The following is a 16380-nucleotide window of genomic DNA, read 5'->3' as shown; positions in this document are numbered from 1 at the left end:
AAGAAATTATGGACTTTTGCGTGGGGATGCGGGATTATCATGTGGTTTTGGTGTGATTGTGACGCGATTAACTAAAAAAGAATTGAAAAAGACAGCCGTATGGGACTGTCTTTTTTGGTGTGTGATATCTCGCCGTCAAAATGTGCTGTAAGAAGCGATGAATACGTTGCTGCCTTTGCCGTTGGAACGTTTGTTATAGATAGGTTCTTCGGATTCATTGTATCGATCGGCGATGATTCTTATTGTGTAGTTTCCTTTCGGTAATGAGTCGGTGTTTTTGAATTTCTGGACGATCTTTTCAAATTGGGCGTTTGTCAGTTCGCCGTCGTATTGCAAGTATAACCAGATGACGGGTTTTTGGGGGTCTTCGGTTGGCTGCTCAAATTGTTGTAGCCATTGGTTCGCTTGTTTTTCTGATGGGTTCGCTAATTTGTCTTCGCCGTATAGTTGTAGTAATTCATGAAGCTTGTCTTTCTTATAGTCCACTCCGTTAAAGCCGATTTTCTCTTCTCCTTCTTCCCATGAAAGTCCTGGTTCTTTGGAGCTCACTGCTTCGATGGTCGGGATGATTGATTGATGGGCGGCTTGCTTCAGACGCTCGATGAGGACGGTGCCGATTGGCAAGATGCCGTATTTGTCATCTAGACCTAAACGATCAACGCCAATCAATTTTCGAGGGGTGGCGGTTACGTCGACGTTGACATATGCCCGTCCGGCGTAGGTTGGTTCATGCGACGTTTTGTAGTCTACGACGATGACACTTGGGTCGGTTTGCTTTCCGATATGTTCATAGTCGATTTGGTGTATGGAGACGGTCAATCCTTCTTGTTCCATCGCGTCCATGACCAGTTCCTTGACAGCCGCTTTCGTTGACGCTTGTTCGATGAATTCTTTCGCTTCTTTGTTTGCGCATCCTGCGAGGAGAAGGATGGTTATACATATACTTAGTATTTTTTTCATTTGTTCCTCCTGAGTGCCGGTATCTTAAAATAGGTACCTGTGCATGGTTGAATTCAGACAATACACTACAAATGAATAAACATGAAAATGTAGAGTTGATGAACCGTGTTTTATGAATATTATACGCATAAACATTCAAAATGTCTGAATTAACATGAATGTTTCTTGCACAGGTACCAAAACGGGGCGAGGGTACCAACACGGGTTGTACTTGATATTATATCGTACAACAAAAGCAGCCTCCTATAATAGGAAGCTGCCTGTGGTTGTCGTATAGTTTACATGAGTTTGACGCTGATTTCTTTTGATGGCGATTGTTCAATCGTCCAATTTCTTGATAATAATTGATTCAGCACGTGTAACTGGTGTTCTTCCATTTCTAAATGCTCGATGCCTTTGTCTGTTAACGTATAATCCCTGTCAGCGATTTTATCGAATTTTAATTCCAACAGACCTTTAAGGCCACCCATTGTAACGAATTTCACTTCATATCCGTCTGTCAAAATGGATGTGAAAGCCGACTTGTCCTGCTCGTATAATGTAAGCAAGTCATTGTAATCATAATTCGCGTTGATGTTTTTCAACGCGTCGAGATTTTTTTGTTCCAGATCCATTATCAGTTGCTCATTTGACATCCCTTTACTTCGAAGTGTTTCAATTACATAAGCATCCATTAATGTGATTTTGTTCGTTTCCATTCTTTCTCCTCCGAATCGTTCAAGTTCTATGTATTTTATAGAAGCGTTTATAAGTTCACCGGCATTGCTACCCAATGACCTTTTGTCACTTCGACAAACTCTGATTGTTGCAATTGGTATTTATCGACTTCCGTCTGTTCGTCCATCATGACCCGTTTTTTCTTTGCTTCCACTTTCGGATCCGGGATAGGAATTGCAGCTAATAATGATTTTGTATAGGGATGTAGTGGGTTTGTGTACAGTTCTTCGCTTTCTGCAAGTTCGACAATTTTGCCGGCATACATAACTGCTACCCGGTCACTAATATGTTTTACCATCGATAAATCATGTGCGATGAATAAATAGGTCAAGCCGAGGCGGTGTTGCAGGTCCTCAAGCAAATCAACAATTTGCGACTGGATCGAAACGTCGAGTGCAGATAACGGTTCATCACAAACGATGAATTTCGGTTCCACTGCAAGCGCACGTGCAATCCCGATTCGTTGACGTTGACCACCTGAAAACTCGTGCGGATACCGCATTGCATGAGAAGGGAGGAGACCGACCATTTCCAACAGTTCTTCAACTCTCTGTTTCCGATGTGCTTTACTTGTGCTAAGTCCATGCACGTCCAATGCCTGTCCGATAATATCCATCACTTTAAAACGAGGGTTCAGTGATGAATAGGGATCTTGGAAAATGAGCTGCATGTGGCGTCTCATTGTTTTCATTTCACTTTTGGATAATCGGTTGATCGCCATTCCTTGATACAGTACATCACCATCCGTAGGTTCGTTCAAACGTAAAATCGCTCTACCTGTCGTCGATTTGCCTGACCCTGATTCCCCTACAAGTCCAAGTGTTTCACCGGGTTGAATGTGGAAGCTGATATTATCGACGGCTTTCAACGTCTTCCCTTTGCCTAAATCGAAATGTTGTTGAAGTGATTTGACTTCAATGAGCGGCTTGTTATCGACCGTCTCCGGAATGACAAGCGACGGACGCTTCGGTTTCTTTTTTTCATTCAATTTAGGAAGTGAGTTTAATAGTTTTAATGTGTACGGATGCTTTGGATTAGCGAAGATCTCTTCCGTTGTTCCTGTTTCCACTATTTCCCCGTTTTTCATCACGACTACGCGATCGCACATTCCAGCAACGACACCTAAGTCATGCGTGATCAAAATGATCGACGTTTCAAAACGCTGTTGCATATCTTTCATCAAATTCAAAATCTGAGCTTGTATTGTTACGTCCAACGCAGTAGTCGGCTCATCCGCTATTAACAATGTTGGGCGGCAAGCGAGCGCAATCGCAATCATCACACGTTGGAGCATACCTCCAGAAAATTCATGAGGAAATTGATTGTAACGTGTTTCGACGTCGCGTATACCTACAAGCTTCAATATTTCTAGAACTTGTATTTTTGCATCTTTTTTTGATAACTTTTGGTGTTTAATGAGACTTTCGGCAATCTGTTTACCGATTCGTATTGTTGGATTAAGGGATGTCATAGGATCTTGGAAGATCATACTTATATCTCGACCACGTATACTTTCCATTTCTTTTTCTGTTTTAGAAGCTAAATCCTCACCTAAAAACGTGATTTCACCATTCTTCATGTGGGAAGGCGGGGAAGGTAAAATCCGCATAATGCTTCGGGCGGTTACGCTTTTTCCGCTTCCAGATTCGCCTACAATACCTAACGTTTCACCTTTTCTCACTTCAAAACTGACGCCACGAACTGCATCGAATTCTTCGTCTCTAGATTGAAAAGAGACTTGAAGATCCTTCACTGTTAAAATTTTTTCCAATTTCCCCCACCGCCGATTAATTAAATTTAAATAGCATTTTTCAAAAAATACTACTTGTCACTAACTTCAGATTATACTATGATGTGTATTATTAATCAATGAGAAAGAAGGTGCCATGCTGGTTTGAACACATCTACCGAACGTGGGAATGAATTGTTATGCATGATTAGAGATTCCTATGAAAAAATGCATCAACGGAATTCCTATAATTGGATAATGATATTATTGGGATTTCCTGTGCACTTGTTCCTGTTTATCTATTTTGTATGGAAAAAACGTGATCGTACGTATGCATCTTTAATCGAGGAAGTTAAAGAGTCTCTGATTGCGGAAGGGTACAAGGAGAAGTTGATGCTTGAATTCAAGGATCAGTTAATCCGGAAGTATGCATTCTTTGGTCAACAAGTTAGTGAAGCTGACTTGACAAAGCAAGCAGAAACATTAACGGAGGAACGCTTTCATAAAACCGTGGAAGCAAGGGCGAATGAGGCACTATTGCAAAAAGGGAAAACGAAATTGACGTATTCGAATTTCTTTAGTTCGTTGATTACAAAACCGCTTTTCTTCTTCGTCACATTAATACCAGGATTGCTAATGTACTTTTTCATCATTTTGTATAGTAATCCATTTGTGAAATATGTTTTTGAAAGACTACTTATAACGGTGTTTGTTGTCATCGGAGTTGTTATTTTAGTATTCTCCATTTTATACATATCGCCATTTGAACCCGCTGCCAACATTATAGGGGAAACAGCAACAGCTGAACAGATTGCAGCATTCAATCATTTACATGGTTTAGATTTGCCGTATCTCTCGCAATTGTGGAATGCCATAACAGGGATTTTGACATTCGATTTAGGAGCATCTTATGCGGGGAATGAGGATGTTATCGCAAGTATTATGAAGAAGTTCCCAATCACTTTGACGATTGCATTGCTATCTCTTGTCATGGCTGTAGTCATCGCTGTTCCAATTGGAATCATCTCTTCAACGAGACCAAATTCATTTTTTGATTATACATTCATGTTTATTGCGCTGCTTGGACTATCAGTTCCAAACTTCTGGCAAGGTTTAATCTTCATATTGAATTTCTCTATTAAATTGCAATGGCTTCCTGCTACGTATAGTCCGCAAAACTGGCTATCCGTTATTATGCCAGTAATTGTTTTAGGAACAGCACTTACCGCATCCGTCAGTAGAATGACTCGTTCATCAATGCTTGAAGTCATTAATGAGGATTACATTATTACCGCAAAAGCCAAAGGACTGAACAAACGCCAAGTATTGTGGAAGCACGCAGTCGGAAACGCTATGATTCCTATCGTCACCGTTATTGGTTTACTTTTCGGAGGAATGCTTGGTGGAGCTGCGGTAACGGAGAAGGTATTCAATATTAGCGGCATTGGTAGCTATATAGTAGACAAACAGTTCATCCCTGATATTCCAAGTATTCTTGGAGGGGTTGTCTATATAGCGATTACCATTTCACTCATCAATGTCATTATTGATATTTTATACGCTTATCTTGACCCGAGAATCCGTTCGAAGATTAAACAATACTAAAGTAGGTGTAATGATGAAGACGCAGAAGGATATTGAAAAAAAGAAAGTTTTGAAACTATCGCCTGAGTACACACAATCGAGCTTTACTTGGATAACGTCTTTAACACTTACAATGATTTTCTTGTTGAATTGTTATGACTTTACTACCCAAGCAATTAAACCCTTTGTATTTAGTGCGTTTCTAGCATACGCAGTATTTACACTAATACAGGTAATCATTACGTTAATGATTCGAAGGGATTTATTAACGACAGGGGCTGTTCGGAAATCGACAAGGAGATTGGGATTTGTCCAGCTGCTGAGCATTTTCACAGGGAATGTCTTTGTCGTTTCATTCGCCTTCAGCTTAATGAAAGAGCGGAAGACGCCTGAGTATACGTTTGCGGTCTATATGGTGCTGACACAGTTTTTCATCATCTCCATATCCGCTCTGAACTTGTTCAAGCCGTATGTGTCCGATACTTTTTTAATCGCTATGATAATCTTAGTTACGATTATGGTCTTCCAAATCGTTGCGACAATATTGGTGGCAAAGTACGTTACCCATAACCGTACGGAACGATGGATGACGTGGATTGCAATTCCACTTCTTCTAACAGCGGTAACAGGGAACTTCTTTGCACTACTTCTTGGATACGGGTTGTTAATGAAAGGACGCAGTACGGATCAATCGAGGATCGATAAATGGGACACGATGTGGGGGAAAATCACGCGAAATACCACATCGATTCTCGGATTGTTCTTTATCATTTTCATGTTTTCCATTTCGGTGTGCAGTATTTTTACTTTCGACTATAGTCTGGCTATCGAAAACAATTATGGTGCACTTCTTCTCGAACCAAGCATTATGTATCCAATGGGAACAGATGACTTCGGTAGAGATTTATTTTCAAGAATTGTATTTGGAGCTAGAATCTCTCTGATCGTCGGATTCGTCTCGACAATCGTTCCTGCTATTATCGGCGGAGCACTTGGCGCTTTCGCTGGTTATTATGGACACCGCACGGATAATATCGTCATGCGCTTACTTGATGTACTGTATGCAGTACCTGGAATTTTGTTAGCGATCGCAATCATTGCAGCATTTGGTGCGAATATTACAAACCTGATTATCGCGTTAAGTGTTGGATCAATTCCAACCTACGCCCGAACAATGAGAGCGAACGTGTTAATGGTTTCAAATTATCAATTCGTTGACTCTGCACGCGCCCTTGGATCTAGTGATTTCTCCATAATTTTTAGACAGGTTATACCTAACTCACTTGCTCCGATGATTGTGAAAGCAACTTTGACAATCGGTAGTGCCGTTATCGCAACAAGCAGTTTAAGTTATCTCGGTCTTGGTGTAGAACCTCATATTCCGGAATGGGGAAATATATTAAAGCTCGGCAGTACGTATCTTGAAACAAATTCTTATTTAGCCATTTACCCCGGACTTGCGATTATTGCACTCGTGCTATCATTCAACTTTTTAGGTGACGGGTTACGCGATGCAATGGATCCAAAACTAGACTAAAAAAATTAAACGTTGGAGGGATTTTATGTTGAAGAAAATTTTCTTGCCTGTTTTACTTGTATTTGTTCTTGTAATTTCAGGTTGTGTAAAGACAAAATCAGAAGTTGAAGAAGGCACGAAGCCAGGTAATGATGGCAAGGGCGATCAATCGAAAGTGACGATTGAACTTCTCGGAATGAGCACTAATGAGTCCGACTTGAACATCGTACGTGATCAGCTAGTTAAAAACGGCTTTGATGTAAAGTTGAATATGCAGCCGGATTACGGTAGTTTCAAATCACAGCAAGACGCAGGCAATTATGATATTGCGATGACAGGATGGACAACTGTTACAGGGAACCCTGATTATGCAGTTCGTTCATTGTTTAAAACGGGTGGGGATTACAGTGTCATTTCTGATCCAGAACTCGACAAACTGATTGATCAAGCAGGTACTGAAACACCAGAAGAATACGAAGCTACATACAAGGCGTTTGAAGAACATTTAGTGTTTAATAAAGCGTATATCGTACCTTTGTATAGTTCTTATAAAACACAAGCGGTCAATAAAGATGTATTAAATCTCGATTCAGTTCGTTTATCTAAATCCCGCTCCCTTCCATGGGAATATATCGAGTTCAATTATACGTCTAAAAATGCGACAGATCCTTTAGTATTGTCACAATCAGCATCAACGTTAACGTCTCTTGACCCGATCAAAGGGAATGACGGATCCATTAATATTATCAATACAAATATGAACGTTCGTCTAGTGAATCTGACAGATGATGACCAAATCACTTCTGAAGGCTCCTTATCACTTAATCACAGTATCGCTGAAGGTAATTCAGAGTATTACTTCCTACTTCGCGACGATATTAATTTTGCAAAAGTAGAAGGCAAAAACGCTGTCGATTCAGGTGAGCGTGTAGGGTCAGACGATGTCATCTTCACACTCAACCGTGCTAAAGACAAAGACTCTGTTCCTGATCACCGCACATACACGCTTCACGAACATATTAAAAATGCAGAAGTCGTAACAGATCTGGCTTCACTTGAAACAATTAAACAATCCGGCAGTGATGCGACAGTAAAAGAGATGCTTGAGGAAGGCTTGGATACTAAAATCAGTGCACTTGTGGATGATAAAACAGATGCAAATAATAAAGAAGGTAAATACCAAGTAATCAAAGTAACGACAACAGAACCGTTCCCGCAAGTACTGAACTACTTGGCTCACCAATCTGCGGGTATCGTTTCCAAGAAACAAGTGGAAAGTATCAACACGTTTGACGTAGCTTCATTTGACGTTAACAAAGACATTCCGTATGGCGATCAAAACACAGTAACGGAAGGAAGTCAGTACAATAACACGCTTTACGCAAGCGGTCCGTACATTCTAACTTCTAAAAATGATTACGAAGCTGCCTTCAAGAAGAATCCTGGATATATGAAGGGTACTGAAAACGAACCTAAAATTTCAAACGTAACGATGCGTTTCATTAAAGATCCAGATAGCACACTTGCAGCACTAAGAAACAACGAAATCCACATGTTCTATGCTGTGCCTGAAACAAAATACGACATTATTGAAAACGACAGCAAATTGTCTCTTCAAAGTATGGAAAGTAATGCTGTGAGTTACTTGAGTTTCAACCCAGAAAATCGAGAAGTGTCAGAAAGCGAAGACTTAAGAAAAGCGATTCTCTATACAATCAACCAAGACGATTTCATCAGCTTCTACAAAGGCAATAAGCTCAAAGCTTTCTCAACCGTCAGTACATTAGTGAAAACTGGAAATGAACTGAATGCTGACTTGGCTAAAGCGAAAGAGTACTTGGCCAAATACAAAGAAACTAAATAAGCGTATTGAGTAGGGGGCCCGCGTGATGGGCCTCCTCTTTTTGTGGGTGACAGTCACTCATTGAATTCGGAATGTTTGAGTTGTTTGGGATTTGTTTGAGTGACTGGCACGCGTTGAATTCATGCGTAAGAATGCAGTGTTATCAAGCGCTATAAAATTTTTTTATTGGCTGTTTAAAAATCTTGTATTTCAAATACGATAAAAACTGCTGTAGGATTTATTTACAGAGTATTCGCTCCTCTATTGAAAGCGATTACAGCAAAGAAAGGCAGGAGAGCGATAAATGATTAGCAAGGAAGATTTATTTTATAAGATTGGCTCACTTGAACAAGAGTTAATAGAGTTAGGTGCATTTTTACATGCTAATCCTGAACTGGGGAATGAAGAGTTTCAAGCAGTGGATCGTATAACAACAATCTTACAGAATAACGGTTTTTTAGTTGAAAAGGGACTGGCTAGTTTAGAAACAGCCTTCCGTGCAACATACACAGTCGGAACAGGAGGACCTGTAATAGGCTTGTTATGCGAATATGATGCATTACAGGATTTAGGACATGGATGCGGTCATAATTTACAGTCTCCATCTGTACTTGGAGCGGCAATTGCTTTGTCACAACTTGAAGATTTACCGGCATGTACAATTGAAGTGTTGGGAACGCCAGCTGAAGAAACGACAAGTGGGAAAATTCCAATGGCGCAGCAAGGATACTTCGATCACTTGGATATTGCATTAATGATGCATGGTGGGGACCGGACGACTGTAGATGGACGCTCACTTGCCGTCGATAATTTCGAATTTGTATTTGAAGGCAAGGCTTCACACGCGGCGGTAGCTCCTGAAAAAGGAATCAGCGCTTTAGATGGTGTGTTAATGACTTTTAACGGTATGGAATACTTACGCGAGCATGTGCGTTCAGACGTTCGCATCCATGGTATTATTACAGACGGTGGAATAGCAGCGAATATAGTGCCGGAGCGGGCCGCTGCCAAGTTCTCGATTCGCGCTATCAATCGACCATACTTGGATACGGTTGTCGAACGAGCCTTGAACGTTGCAAGAGGTGCCGCACTAGCGACAGGGACGAAGGTTCATATCAATCCTATAAAATCGTTAGAGAGTAAATTGAACGTTCAAGCTTTGAATGATTTACTGTTAAACAACGCTGAATTGGTGAAGGCGAAAAATATTACACCACCTCGTGAGCAAACGGGTTCGACAGATTTTAGTATCGTTACACATCGGGTCCCGGGAGCCTGTATACGTGTGGCATTTGTTCCTCAAGGCACACCAAATCATACGAAAGAATGGGTAAAAGCTTCAAACAGTAAAGAAGGTAATGAAGCAATTATGACAGCTGCTAAGACGATGGGGGCTACTTGCATAGATGTACTTTCATCTCCAGAGTTATTGAAAGAGATAAAGGCGCAATTTAGTGCAGAAAAAGAAGTTCAAAATAACTTGGTTCTACAATAAAAGGGGGAAGAAATATGTCTAAGAAGATTTTCTATTTGATGATTGCAGCCTTAATGGTAGTCTTGTCGGCATGTACGACAACAAGCAGTCCTTCAGGTGAAGGCACTACGTCATCAACAGGCACTGAAGATAATAATGTATTAACAGTTTCACTAGGACCCGATATGCTTACATGGGATATCCATAATCATACGACTACTGCTACAGAGGCGATACACGTCAATGTGTTTGATTATTTGCTTATGCGGGATACGGACGGAGAAATCCAACCACATCTAGCGAAAGAATGGAAACAAATCGATGATACAACTTATGAATTCAAATTAACTGAAGGTGTAAAGTTCCATAACGGGGACGACTTAACAGCAGAAGATGTGAAATTTACTTTAGAGCGAGTTGCAACTGATGAAACATTAAAAAGCCACGGTGATTTCGATACGATTAAAGAAGTGAAGGTTATCGATCCGTTAACATTCCAAATCATTACACATGAGCCGGATCCGATGCTCATAAGCCGTATTTCAAGACAAGCATCTGGTATTCTTCCAAAGAAATATATTGAAGAAAAAGGGATGGATGAATTTCTGAAGTCACCGATCGGTTCGGGTCCTTATAAATTCAAAGAATGGAAAAAGGATAGCCAAATTACATTAGTGAAGAATGATGACTATTTCGGCAAGAAAGGGGAATGGGCTGAAGTTTTATTTAGAGCGATTCCTGAAGATTCTACACGTGTAGCTGAGCTGCTAACGGATAATGTCAATATCATTGCCAATGTTCCTCCGAGTGATTGGAAACGGATCAATGACTCTGACAATAGTGAAATTGCAAACGGACCGTCTAACCGTACGTATATGCTTTTCCTTCGTACACAAGAAGGTTGGCCGACGTCTGACGTGAAAGTGCGTCAAGCAATTGACTATGCGATTGACGACAAAGCGTTGGTTGAGAGTTTACTTGATGGCGGAGGGACACCGACTTTGACAAGAGTTAACCCTGGTAACGTCGGTTTTGAAGAGAGCTTGTACGATACGTACAATTATGATGTAGATAAGGCTAAAAAGTTGTTGGAAGAAGCGGGTTATAAAGATGGATTGAAAATTGAGTTAGCTGGTCCGACAGGCAGATATATTAAAGACCGTGAAGTCATGCAATTGATTGCGGGAATGCTTGAAGAAGCAGGTATCCATACAGAAATGAATTTATTGCAATGGAGTAGCTTTACAGAGTTGAGAGATCAGGAGAAGTTCAAAGAAGGTTATTTAATCGCTCTTGGATCATCATTCTTTGATGCGGGTCAAGCATTGGATTACTACGGAACAGAACGTTCTGCTACCATTAACGGCTACAGTAATAAGGAAATAGATAAGTTATTGCAAGAAGCGAATACATCACTGGATCCAGCTGTAAGAACAGCAAAGTACCAAGAAATTCAGAAAATCGCAAGTGTTGAAACACCAATTGTTCCATTATTCCAAGTTGACCAGTTCTTTGGTGTCAGTGATGGGATTCAATATACTCCACGGTTAGATGAATTGATTTACATTCCGGATGTTAACAAAAAATAAGTGTGAAGGAATTGGCAGCGGTTTGCTTACGATGCAAACCCTGCCGACCTTCCGTTAGGGGGAATCACAATGTGGAGATACTTTACTAGCAGGTTATTGCAAATTCCGATTGTACTTCTTATCATTTCCCTTATGATCTTCGTACTAGTTTATGTAGCGGGAGACCCAGTGGCAATGATGTTGCCAGCAGAAGCAACACAGAAAGAAATACAAACGTTACGTATCGCCTTAGGATTTGATCAACCATTTTACATACAATTTTGGAACTACATAACGGACTTAGTGCGAGGAGATTTCGGTGAGTCTTATAAGTATGGAGTTTCTGCAATAGGTTTAGTGTTAGAAAGACTACCTGCAACACTTGAATTGGCTACAGCTTCTATGATTATGGCTATCATAATTGCAGTGCCATTAGGGATCATTTCAGCTCTAAAGCCGAATGGTATTATTGATTTGTTTGCGACAGGCTTATCTGCACTTGGAAAAGCGATTCCGAATTTCTGGTTAGGAATTATGCTCATTTTAGTTTTTGCAGTTAACTTGAAAATGATGCCGGTTTCAGGAACAGGCAGTTGGAAACATATTATTTTGCCTGCGATAACATTAGGAACTGCCGTTTCAGCGGAGATTACTAGACTAGTTCGATCGAATATGTTGGAAATACTTCAGCAAGACTTTATTCGGACAGCAAGAAGTAAAGGGCAGAAGAAAAGTGTCATTATTTTCCGCCATGCGTTTAGAAATTCATTAGTACCTGTCATTACAATTACAATTTTGCAAATGGCAAGTTTAGTAGGTGGTTCATTAATTACAGAAATGATCTTCTCGTGGCCGGGTCTTGGTCAATTAATCATACAAGCTGTATATGATAAGGATTTGCCAATTATTCAAGCAGCTGTATTTGTAACTGCCGTCATGATTCTATTGTTGAATCTGGCTACTGATGTCCTCTATCGTTTCTTAGATCCGCGTATCAAATATAGCTAAGAAAGGATTTGACAGTATGAAATCAATCAGCGGTACTGAAGTCGCTAAGCTTCCTATTGATAAGAATGATAGAAGTATAAAAACGAAGAACAGATTCAAGATTTTTCTTACAAAGCTATCAAGAAGTAAAACAGGGTCTATCGGGTTATTAATTGTTTTAACGTTATTTGTCATGGCTATATTTGCACCTTGGATTGCGCCGTTCAATCCAGGGAAAATAGATACGACGCAAATGTTAGTACCTCCATTTTGGTCCGATGGCGGCAGTATGGCACATATATTAGGAACAGACAATTTAGGTAGAGATATTCTTAGTCGTATTATTTATGGGTCACGTATATCATTAGTTGTCGGAATATTATCTGTTCTCGTGGCGGGTGCAATTGGCGTCGTCTTCGGGCTGATTTCAGGCTACTACGGGGGAATGGTTGATAATATTATTATGCGTCTTGTCGATGCATTTTTATCTGTACCGACGATTCTCTTCTGTATCGTATTTCTGACTGTGCTAGATCCAGGAATCCCGACATTGGTCATTGTAATCGGTGTAACAAGCTGGGTGCTTTACGCAAGGATGATCCGAAGTGAAACACTTAGCTTGAGGGAACGGGAGTATGTGAAAGCGGCAAGAACAATGGGTGTATCGAATTTCCAAATTATTAAACGACATATACTTCCAAACGTCACCTCTTCCATTATTGTTATTTCTACCTTGAGCGTAGCAAGTACGATTATCACTGAGTCTTCCTTAAGTTTTTTAGGGTTAGGCATTCAACCGCCTATCGTCTCGTGGGGAATCATGTTAAGTGAAGGTAAGGAATATGTAGCAACAAGCTGGTGGTTAGCTACATTTCCCGGAGTGGCTATAACAGTTACGGTTTTAGGGATCATTTTCTTCGGAGAATGGTTACGTGATTTGCTCGATCCGCGATCACAAGGTACCAATTCGTAAAGAGAGGAGGCTTCTGCATGTCAACGTTATTAGAAGTTAATGATTTGAAAACGTATTTTTATACAACTAACGGAATTGTACCTTCAGTAGATGGGGTTTCATTCTCCCTCGAATCAGGGCAAACGACAGCGTTAGTAGGAGAGTCCGGCTGTGGAAAAAGTGTTACGTCATTTTCCATTATGCAACTGGTAAACGCACCAGGGAAAATTGTTGGTGGAGAAATCCTTTACAAAGGTGAGGATCTAACTAAGTTAAGTGATCGGGAGATGCGAAAAATTAGAGGCAATGAAATATCCATGATTTTTCAGGAGCCTCTTACGTCTTTAAATCCTATATTAAAGGTTGGGGAGCAATTAGACGAGATTCTCTTATTGCATCAAACAAAATCAAAAAAGGAAGCAAAAAATAGTAGCATCGACATGTTAAAAAAAGTCGGCATACCACGCGCGGAACATGTATACAATATGCACCCGCATGAACTGAGTGGAGGAATGCGGCAACGAGTTATGATTGCAATGGCTTTGTCGTGCAATCCAAGTTTGCTAATCGCGGATGAGCCGACTACAGCGCTTGACGTAACGATTCAAGCACAAATTTTAAGGTTAATGAAAAATCTTAAACTGGAATTTGAAACGTCTATTTTATTAATTACACATGACTTGGGTGTCGTGGCGGAATTGGCGGATAAGGTTATTGTGATGTACGCAGGACAAGTTGTAGAAGAGGCAGATGTGATGTCTTTATATGCTGATCCAAAACATCCATATACACAGGGGTTAATTCAGAGTACACCTAAGATTGATTCTGAGATGGATGTATTAACTTCTATTCAAGGAAATGTCCCTACTCCAAACAATAAACCGACTGGTTGTTATTTTCATCCTAGATGTCCATTCGCAATGGATGTGTGTAAAAGCAAAATGCCTGAGTTGACTATAAATGAGAAGACCGGAAATAAAGTTAGATGTTGGCTGAGCGCAGGCCATCAGGAAGGGTGAGTGGTGATGGTTAACAGTATACCGGTGAAAACTGAAGAAATCCTTACTGTAAAGAACTTGAAAAAGCACTTTGCCGTAAACCACCAGCTCTTTGCGAAGAAAAAGGAATTCTTAAAAGCAGTTGATGGAGTCGATTTAAGTGTATATAAAGGGGAGACATTAGGAATTGTCGGAGAGTCAGGGTGTGGAAAATCTACATTAGGGAATTTAATAATGGGGCTTTTACAACCGACAGAAGGCGAAGTCTACTTTAATGGTGTAGAGATTTCAAAGATGAAAGAAAAGGATTTGAAGAAATACCGAGTGGAGTATCAGATGATTTTCCAGGATCCTTTTTCCTCTTTGAATCCTAGAATGCGCGTTTTTGATTTGATAGCGGAGCCGTTAATTACCCATAAGAAGCTTTCCAGAAAAGAATTGGAAGGTGAAGTTCATCGTTTAATGGTGGACGTTGGGCTCGATCCTTCCTATACGTCTCGATTTCCACATGAGTTTAGCGGAGGCCAAAGACAACGTATAGGGATTGCTCGTGCGCTTGCGTTAAAACCGAAGCTTATAATTTGTGATGAGCCCGTTTCAGCATTGGATGTATCCATTCAAGCTCAAATATTGAATTTACTTAACGATTTACAACAGAAATATGATTTGACGTATATCTTCATCTCTCACGGCTTGCCAGCTTTGCGTCATATTAGTGACCGCATTGGTGTTATGTATTTAGGCAACATGGTGGAATTGACAACGAAAGATGAGCTCTTTAAGAAACCGATGCATCCATATACAAACGGATTGCTCGCGTCGTTACCTATTTCCGATCCGCGGTTACGAAATGCAAAAACGGCTGACGTTATATTGGAAGGCGATATGCCAAGTCCTGTGAATCCGCCAAGCGGTTGTAAATTCCACACGCGGTGTCCGTTTGCACAAGACAAATGCAAAGTCGATGTCCCTGATTTCGAAGAGAAAGAAGAAGGACACTTTGTTGCGTGCCATTTTCCATTGCATCAGGACTGATTGGAGTATTCATTAACGAAGTTAATAAATTGGCTTACTGTTAAAATTTCTACATTCGATTTTCTGTATATAAGCCAAGTTTTACGGTTCAAAGGTTTTCCCTTATCATTGATAAGATCATGTGTGAAGAAGCAATCATTTTTAGTCAAACAAGATTTAGGAATGATAGAATATCCTAAGTTTTTGTTCACCATTTCTTTACATGTCTCGACTTTATCTAGTTCCATCCGTACTAATGGAGGAACGGAAAAGCTGTCTTGCCACCAATTTTCAATCATTTGTGCAAGAGGATTTGTTGCTTTCTCCCCAAAGCCTTTCTTTTTATTGGGCTGATATGAGATGAGAGGCAGAAAAGGAATATCTTCTAGTTTAATCGGTTCTTTTGCGATAATCGTCAGCGGATCTTCTGCCAACAATATTTTTTCATCAAACCAATTGTAGTTCCCAGTGATAATTCCTATTTGTATTTCATTTTTATTAAGTAACTGTATAATTTCAGAACTCCAACCAGTCGTGACGTTGACTTGTATAGAATGAGATCGTTCTACAAACTGCTTAATAAGTGTCGGTAATTTATATAATGCAAAGTTACTAGAGACGCCAATTCGGATAGTTCCGGTTGCGTCTTTTTTTAATGTCTTCAAATTTTCTTCTAATTTGTTTAAATCGAGGAGCATTTTATTGGCGAAATCTACTAAGTATTCTCCTTCAGGAGTGAAAAAGAGTTTATTCCCTTCCCGAGTGTAAAGTTTAATTTGATGTTCTTCCTCTAGCTTTTGTAAGCGATAGGTAATGGCTGGTTGTGATGTGAAGAGCTTTTCAGCGGCTTTGGTAAGATTTTTTTCCTCGTAAACGGAAATAAGCATTAAACAATCTTGCTTTTGCATAAGAGACCTCCTCGGTTTTAATAAAAATAAGAAGCTTTATTGAAAGTAAATTGTATCTTTAAGTCGATTATAACAAGGAAGCAAAAAAAGTGCGATTTCATTGAGAGTGATTAGAAAAAGGTACCTAAAA

The 16380-nt window shown here is 40.1% G+C and carries 13 protein-coding genes; 9 read left to right on the top strand and 4 right to left on the bottom strand.

The genetic code is table 11. The annotated features are described in order from the left end of the window. Positions 1–135: 135 nt before the first annotated feature. From H9649_RS08015 to H9649_RS08005, 3 genes are all read right to left on the bottom strand, one after another. A complete protein-coding gene (locus H9649_RS08015; RefSeq protein ID WP_191694222.1) occupies positions 136–960 on the bottom strand; it encodes a hypothetical protein in 825 nt (274 codons plus the stop codon). Positions 961–1238: 278 nt separating this feature from the next. Then, positions 1239–1658 (bottom strand): hypothetical protein, encoded by a 420-nt coding sequence (locus H9649_RS08010; protein WP_191694221.1) that lies wholly within the window; start codon positions 1656–1658, stop codon positions 1239–1241. Positions 1659–1705: 47 nt separating this feature from the next. After that, positions 1706–3448, bottom strand: coding sequence for an ABC transporter ATP-binding protein (locus H9649_RS08005; RefSeq protein ID WP_191694220.1), 1743 nt, complete (start codon positions 3446–3448; stop codon positions 1706–1708). A 162-nt stretch (positions 3449–3610) separates the two neighbouring features. On the opposite strand from H9649_RS08005, the gene H9649_RS08000 reads away from it, so the two are divergent. The 9 genes from H9649_RS08000 (at position 3611) to H9649_RS07960 (ending at position 15363) form a co-directional block, all read left to right on the top strand. Continuing rightward, entirely contained in the window at positions 3611–5011 is a 1401-nt protein-coding gene (locus tag H9649_RS08000; protein ID WP_191694378.1) for an ABC transporter permease, read from the top strand. Positions 5012–5024: 13 nt separating this feature from the next. After that, entirely contained in the window at positions 5025–6527 is a 1503-nt protein-coding gene (locus H9649_RS07995; RefSeq protein ID WP_191694219.1) for an ABC transporter permease, read from the top strand. A 25-nt stretch (positions 6528–6552) separates the two neighbouring features. Further along, positions 6553–8370 (top strand): ABC transporter substrate-binding protein, encoded by a 1818-nt coding sequence (locus H9649_RS07990; protein ID WP_191694218.1) that lies wholly within the window; start codon positions 6553–6555, stop codon positions 8368–8370. Between the two features lie 283 nt (positions 8371–8653). Next, a complete protein-coding gene (locus H9649_RS07985) occupies positions 8654–9844 on the top strand; it encodes a M20 family metallopeptidase (RefSeq protein ID WP_191694217.1) in 1191 nt (396 codons plus the stop codon). A 14-nt stretch (positions 9845–9858) separates the two neighbouring features. Continuing rightward, positions 9859–11412 carry an ABC transporter substrate-binding protein gene (locus H9649_RS07980; RefSeq protein WP_191694216.1) on the top strand — a complete coding sequence of 518 codons (1554 nt, stop codon included), beginning with the start codon at positions 9859–9861 and terminating at the stop codon, positions 11410–11412. 69 nt (positions 11413–11481) lie between these two features. Beyond that, positions 11482–12399 (top strand): ABC transporter permease, encoded by a 918-nt coding sequence (locus tag H9649_RS07975; RefSeq protein WP_191694215.1) that lies wholly within the window; start codon positions 11482–11484, stop codon positions 12397–12399. Positions 12400–12415: 16 nt separating this feature from the next. Then, positions 12416–13351 (top strand): ABC transporter permease, encoded by a 936-nt coding sequence (locus H9649_RS07970; RefSeq protein ID WP_191694214.1) that lies wholly within the window; start codon positions 12416–12418, stop codon positions 13349–13351. 17 nt (positions 13352–13368) lie between these two features. Beyond that, positions 13369–14349 carry an ABC transporter ATP-binding protein gene (locus H9649_RS07965; protein WP_191694213.1) on the top strand — a complete coding sequence of 327 codons (981 nt, stop codon included), beginning with the start codon at positions 13369–13371 and terminating at the stop codon, positions 14347–14349. 6 nt (positions 14350–14355) lie between these two features. Next, the gene (locus H9649_RS07960) at positions 14356–15363 is read left to right on the top strand and encodes an ABC transporter ATP-binding protein (RefSeq protein ID WP_191694212.1); all 1008 of its coding nucleotides are present in this window, start codon (positions 14356–14358) and stop codon (positions 15361–15363) included. Here H9649_RS07960 and H9649_RS07955 read toward each other — a convergent pair. Then, positions 15354–16250, bottom strand: a complete 897-nt coding sequence (locus tag H9649_RS07955) for a LysR family transcriptional regulator (protein WP_191694211.1) — start codon at positions 16248–16250, stop codon at positions 15354–15356. The genes H9649_RS07960 and H9649_RS07955 overlap by 10 nt on opposite strands. Positions 16251–16380 lie beyond the last annotated feature (130 nt).

The organism is Sporosarcina quadrami (genome assembly GCF_014836615.1).
In the GTDB taxonomy this organism is placed as follows: Bacteria; Bacillota; Bacilli; order Bacillales_A; family Planococcaceae; genus Sporosarcina; species Sporosarcina quadrami.
The sequence above is the reverse complement of the archived record's forward strand: the minus strand, read 5'-3'. Positions and strand labels throughout refer to the sequence as shown.

Excerpts from the sequence above, each read along its gene's own strand:
- H9649_RS08015 (WP_191694222.1), bottom strand. The coding sequence starts at position 960 with ATGAAAAAAATACTAAGTATATGTATAACCATCCTTCTCCTCGCAGGA.
- H9649_RS08010 (WP_191694221.1), bottom strand. The coding sequence starts at position 1,658 with ATGGAAACGAACAAAATCACATTAATGGATGCTTATGTAATTGAAACA.
- H9649_RS08000 (WP_191694378.1), top strand. The coding sequence starts at position 3,611 with ATGATTAGAGATTCCTATGAAAAAATGCATCAACGGAATTCCTATAAT.
- H9649_RS07995 (WP_191694219.1), top strand. The coding sequence starts at position 5,025 with ATGAAGACGCAGAAGGATATTGAAAAAAAGAAAGTTTTGAAACTATCG.
- H9649_RS07990 (WP_191694218.1), top strand. The coding sequence starts at position 6,553 with ATGTTGAAGAAAATTTTCTTGCCTGTTTTACTTGTATTTGTTCTTGTA.
- H9649_RS07985 (WP_191694217.1), top strand. The coding sequence starts at position 8,654 with ATGATTAGCAAGGAAGATTTATTTTATAAGATTGGCTCACTTGAACAA.
- H9649_RS07980 (WP_191694216.1), top strand. The coding sequence starts at position 9,859 with ATGTCTAAGAAGATTTTCTATTTGATGATTGCAGCCTTAATGGTAGTC.
- H9649_RS07975 (WP_191694215.1), top strand. The coding sequence starts at position 11,482 with ATGTGGAGATACTTTACTAGCAGGTTATTGCAAATTCCGATTGTACTT.
- H9649_RS07970 (WP_191694214.1), top strand. The coding sequence starts at position 12,416 with ATGAAATCAATCAGCGGTACTGAAGTCGCTAAGCTTCCTATTGATAAG.
- H9649_RS07965 (WP_191694213.1), top strand. The coding sequence starts at position 13,369 with ATGTCAACGTTATTAGAAGTTAATGATTTGAAAACGTATTTTTATACA.
- H9649_RS07960 (WP_191694212.1), top strand. The coding sequence starts at position 14,356 with ATGGTTAACAGTATACCGGTGAAAACTGAAGAAATCCTTACTGTAAAG.
- H9649_RS07955 (WP_191694211.1), bottom strand. The coding sequence starts at position 16,250 with ATGCAAAAGCAAGATTGTTTAATGCTTATTTCCGTTTACGAGGAAAAA.